This window comes from Rhodopirellula maiorica SM1, from assembly GCF_000346295.1.
GTDB classification, from domain to species: domain Bacteria; phylum Planctomycetota; class Planctomycetia; order Pirellulales; family Pirellulaceae; genus Novipirellula; species Novipirellula maiorica.
The window spans coordinates 1-3847 of the sequence record NZ_ANOG01000358.1 but is presented as its reverse complement, the minus strand read 5'-3'; the positions used below and the strand labels follow the sequence as shown (position 1 = coordinate 3847).

At 53.7% G+C, this 3847-nt stretch carries 4 protein-coding genes; 3 read left to right on the top strand and 1 reads right to left on the bottom strand.

The features are described 5' to 3' along the window. Positions 1 to 426 precede the first annotated feature (426 nt). From RMSM_RS11510 to RMSM_RS11490, 3 genes are all read left to right on the top strand, one after another. Positions 427 to 750 carry a hypothetical protein gene (locus RMSM_RS11510; protein ID WP_008695737.1) on the top strand — a complete coding sequence of 108 codons (324 nt, stop codon included), beginning with the start codon at positions 427 to 429 and terminating at the stop codon, positions 748 to 750. A 525-nt stretch (positions 751 to 1275) separates the two neighbouring features. Continuing rightward, the gene (locus RMSM_RS11500; RefSeq protein WP_008695736.1) at positions 1276 to 1803 is read left to right on the top strand and encodes a hypothetical protein; all 528 of its coding nucleotides are present in this window, start codon (positions 1276 to 1278) and stop codon (positions 1801 to 1803) included. A 736-nt stretch (positions 1804 to 2539) separates the two neighbouring features. After that, positions 2540 to 2842 carry a four helix bundle protein gene (locus RMSM_RS11490; protein WP_085980607.1) on the top strand — a complete coding sequence of 101 codons (303 nt, stop codon included), beginning with the start codon at positions 2540 to 2542 and terminating at the stop codon, positions 2840 to 2842. An 814-nt stretch (positions 2843 to 3656) separates the two neighbouring features. Here RMSM_RS11490 and RMSM_RS42515 read toward each other — a convergent pair. Further along, positions 3657 to 3847: hypothetical protein (locus RMSM_RS42515; RefSeq protein WP_236622099.1), on the bottom strand; the 191-nt coding region annotated here is incomplete at its 5' end.

The window sequence follows — 3847 nt, the reverse complement described above, 5'->3', positions numbered from 1 at the left end:
TTTTCGTGGTCCTTCTTCTGGCTGAGTCCTCTTTGGGTCTCGGTGGCTATTTCGCCGCTGCGGCCTGTCCCCGCTCTGCTCATCTTCCTGCCATTTGCTCGGTCGGAGCTGGCAGGAAGATGTTGGCAGGAAAATGTTGGGGAGTGTTTGAATCGCCTCTCTAAGATCGCTATTCTAAGGATTCGCGGATCCAGACCGAATTGCGAGTCGTCCGCAACCCAGGCACGGCGTAAGAACCATGTGGGCACCGAAGGACGGCTTGCGTGCTTTATTCAAATGGAAAGTCAACTGTCCGTCCTCGGTGATGGCAACCGTTATCCGACTGAAACTAGCGGAGCATTTCGGTTCGCTTGCAGCCACCCGAAAACAGAAACGGCATCTTGCTCACCCTGGTCGTTGCTACGCCCCCTCAATGATTGCACCAACATGACGGCAAACCTGGTAATCTGGAAATGGGCCGAGGACCTGGCTGACGCAAAGGCACGTCGAAAGCGAAAGCTAAAAGTCAGCGAGGCCGCCGAGTTGATTCTGCATGACTCTGGCGACGTCCTCACATCGCCCTTTCCCCAGCAGCCTTTGATCGACGCGATTGACGCTGCCTTTCCTGCCCCGGAGGACGATCGGCCCTTCGTTGTGGAATGCTATCCTCAGCGTATCGTCGTAAATGTTACGATGGCGTCTCGTATCGAGGTAATCTCCGTAATTGGTCCTCTTGCGAACCGACTCGGGTTTAATGCGGCGGAAGCGTAGATACGCGGATAACGATGCCGTGCACCGGAGTACGGCATGCCGCGTTTACAAATGGAAAAGCAACACGCCGTACCCGGACAAAACAAAGGTGTCAGACAAAACAAAGGGGGACACCTTTAGCCTGCTCCGTGGAAGACAAACCAAGCTGGAGCAAAACGATGCACAGCCCCCGTCGGCCGCGTTGGTATCAGGAGAGCGGATGACTGGTCACGAGCACTTCAAGCAGCGAAAGTCCGCTAAATTAGGAACCTGAAAAGTCCCGGTTCGATAACCGCTGCGCCGCATCTCGAAAACCAGCACTCCAAAGCGTGCAAAGCACGTCTGGCAACGGCGTCAAACGCTTGCAACCAGTGTTCGGGACCGGCTAAAATCATCACTGGCGTCAATCAAAGTTCGATTGAAATCACCAAGACCCAAAGCGGTCACGTTCAACGCACGATCTATCCGTCTGTAGAAAAGCCGGATAGATCGCAATTCGTTTCCCGACTGAGTTCTACTTTCACTACAACACAAGGACGTACCAGAATGCAACGGCTTCTCGTTTCGACCGTTTCCCTTGCTGCATGCCTGGTCACCGCGACCGTGACGCAAGCACTTACCGTCGCGTACGGACAACGCGATATTGGCGACGCTGGCTCCGGATGCGTCGGAGGTTGGATTTCTGCTCATAGCAATTTGGGGTATTTTCGTGGGGACACGGAAATGCTCAACACGCATTTAGCGTCGCTTAACACTGAGTTTGCGGAACATTCGCACATGGCGATGGTCTTGCACTCAGGCATGATGGTTGTCGACAATCCAGAGGAGCAACCGCTCACAGGATTCGGAGATCAAGAACGGACGCAACTGACAATTGACTGGTCAGTGCGCAAAACATGTCCTTCGGACGACGTACTAGCCGGTCACTGCAAATGCGACCGACGAAATGTGACCGTGGATGTTTGGATCGCCAACGAGATTCGGCTTCGAGATCTGTCAATTCCCAGTGGCTTTTCTGTCAAATCTGGTCGTGAGATCGAGCAGTTCATTGAATCGCAAACCACTCGCAATTGACCCTACAGCGGCGGGTAACCATCGCGTGCACGCGGAGGCCCGTTGGATTGGTGTCACACGGAATGTCAACTCACGGGCCCCGATGACGCGGGCGGTTAGGTCAACTAGAATGCGATCTCTGACACAAATTGCAAACCCGTACGAACCTCCCAAGTTAGACGTGTCACCCGAACCTGAGGTTGAACATGCAACTCACTTGCCGGACACCCTCGTAAAGCCAACACGGTACGGACTTCGCCTGCTCGCCGTTTTCTCGATTGCGTTTCCATTGTTTTTGTCGCCGGTTGTCGACGGATTTCGCATCAACCCATTTTCAATTGTTCCACTGACTGTTGGGTTCACGGTCGACAACCGATCGTTCAAAAGATTTCCGTTGACCGCCATTGCTTGCATTTCCTTTGTGCTTGGATTTCTCGGTGACTGTTCTGAGCACAGCGTGATGAATGTTTGGAACTGGTTGCCGGCGCGTTCGTCGCCGCTTCTTGCGATCAGATTGCTTTGCGCTACCGTTGGCGGTTACACTGCGTGGATGGTGTGGAGATGCCATCGCTACCACAGAAGCATCGGGGTGTTGTGATGTAACCAAGCCGTACACCGAAGGACGGCTGGCGCGGTTTTTGAAGTTGAGAATCAATTGTCCCTCCGTCGCTGACGGCAACCGTTCTGGCACGAAGTGCGCATCGTGCTCAGTGAAACGGTGCTGGTGCTCGGGAATCGCAATCGAAATGGGGCTTTGATGAACGATCCAATCTTCGACCATGATCGACTCGATGTTTATCGTCTCTCGATCGACTACGTTGCCGCTGCGTTTGACGTTTCCAAAACACTTGGCGAATTGCATCGCCACGCCCGCGACCAATGGCTTCGGGCGGCTCAGTCGATTCCGCTGAACATCGCCGAGGGTAATGATAAGCGAAGCTTAAAAGACCGTGCTCGATTTTTCGACATCGCGGGCGGTTCGTCGTTTGAGTGTGCGGCGAATCAATACGTTCTGGTCGCGACGGGTGGCTTGGACGATTCAAAGAGTCACGACTTGTAATCCAAGCTCAAGCGAATCGTGGCGATGTTGACTCGAATGGCAATGAAGTTTGACGGCGTCAAAGAGGCGTCCATAGAATATTCTGTGGCGATTGATTACGATTCCCGAGTACCGCGATGCTGAGCACGAGTACGAACGAGAGCCAGAACCAGGCCGTGCAGCTAAGGACGGCTTGCGAGGTTTTTGAAGTGGAAAGTCTTTCGTCCATCCCACGTGACGGCTACCGTCGTTGCGCGGTCGATCAACTTGATGGTCATATGTTGTCGACGCTCGTCGATGCTCTGGTGAATTTAAAACCACGAAAGGCACGAATTACGCGAAAAGTACATTCGCCTACTTTCGTTGTTTTCGTGGTTCACCGTCCGGCTGAGTTTTCTTTGGATCTTGGTGGCTGTGATTCTGTTCTTGCAGAATCTAGCTTGTCGCCGCTCGATTCCTGCGGTGCGTCGGTGCTCAGTCGACCGGCGCTAATTTGTTCGGTCGAAGGTCGGCCACGAATCTCACGAATGATCACGAATGGAACAGGGGTTCCGGATTGGTGTCGATCCGTGAGATTTGTGGCTTGTTCCCCCGCTGCGGCCTGTCGGCAACCTGCTTAGCAAACACTGTTGCCGAGAGTCCCCCTCTGCTCATCTTCCTACCTCCATTTGCCTACCCATTTGCTCGGTCGGAGTTGGCAGGAAAATGGTGGCTGGAAAATTTCAGGAGTGGTTAGGTTGTGGAACGGGTGCTGCGCGGTCGATTGTTGCTCAGCCCCTCTTCGGCCGATGTTTAAGTTCTGCGGACCGAGGCTGATTGGATCGTCGTCCGCACCTCAGACCCAGCGTAAGAACCATGTGTGCATGTGAGTGGCGGCAACGTCTGTTCGTGAAGCAACGTCGTGGATCGCCACCGCGTGAATACCACCGTTCCGGCATGGAACAAGTTGCTCTTTCGAATAGTTTTTCCCCACTGCATAACCGGCAAAAATATGGAGGGCAAAAAGATGGGGGCAGGTTAGAAATC

Excerpts from the sequence above, each read along its gene's own strand:
- RMSM_RS11510 (WP_008695737.1), top strand. The coding sequence starts at position 427 with ATGACGGCAAACCTGGTAATCTGGAAATGGGCCGAGGACCTGGCTGAC.
- RMSM_RS11500 (WP_008695736.1), top strand. The coding sequence starts at position 1,276 with ATGCAACGGCTTCTCGTTTCGACCGTTTCCCTTGCTGCATGCCTGGTC.
- RMSM_RS11490 (WP_085980607.1), top strand. The coding sequence starts at position 2,540 with ATGAACGATCCAATCTTCGACCATGATCGACTCGATGTTTATCGTCTC.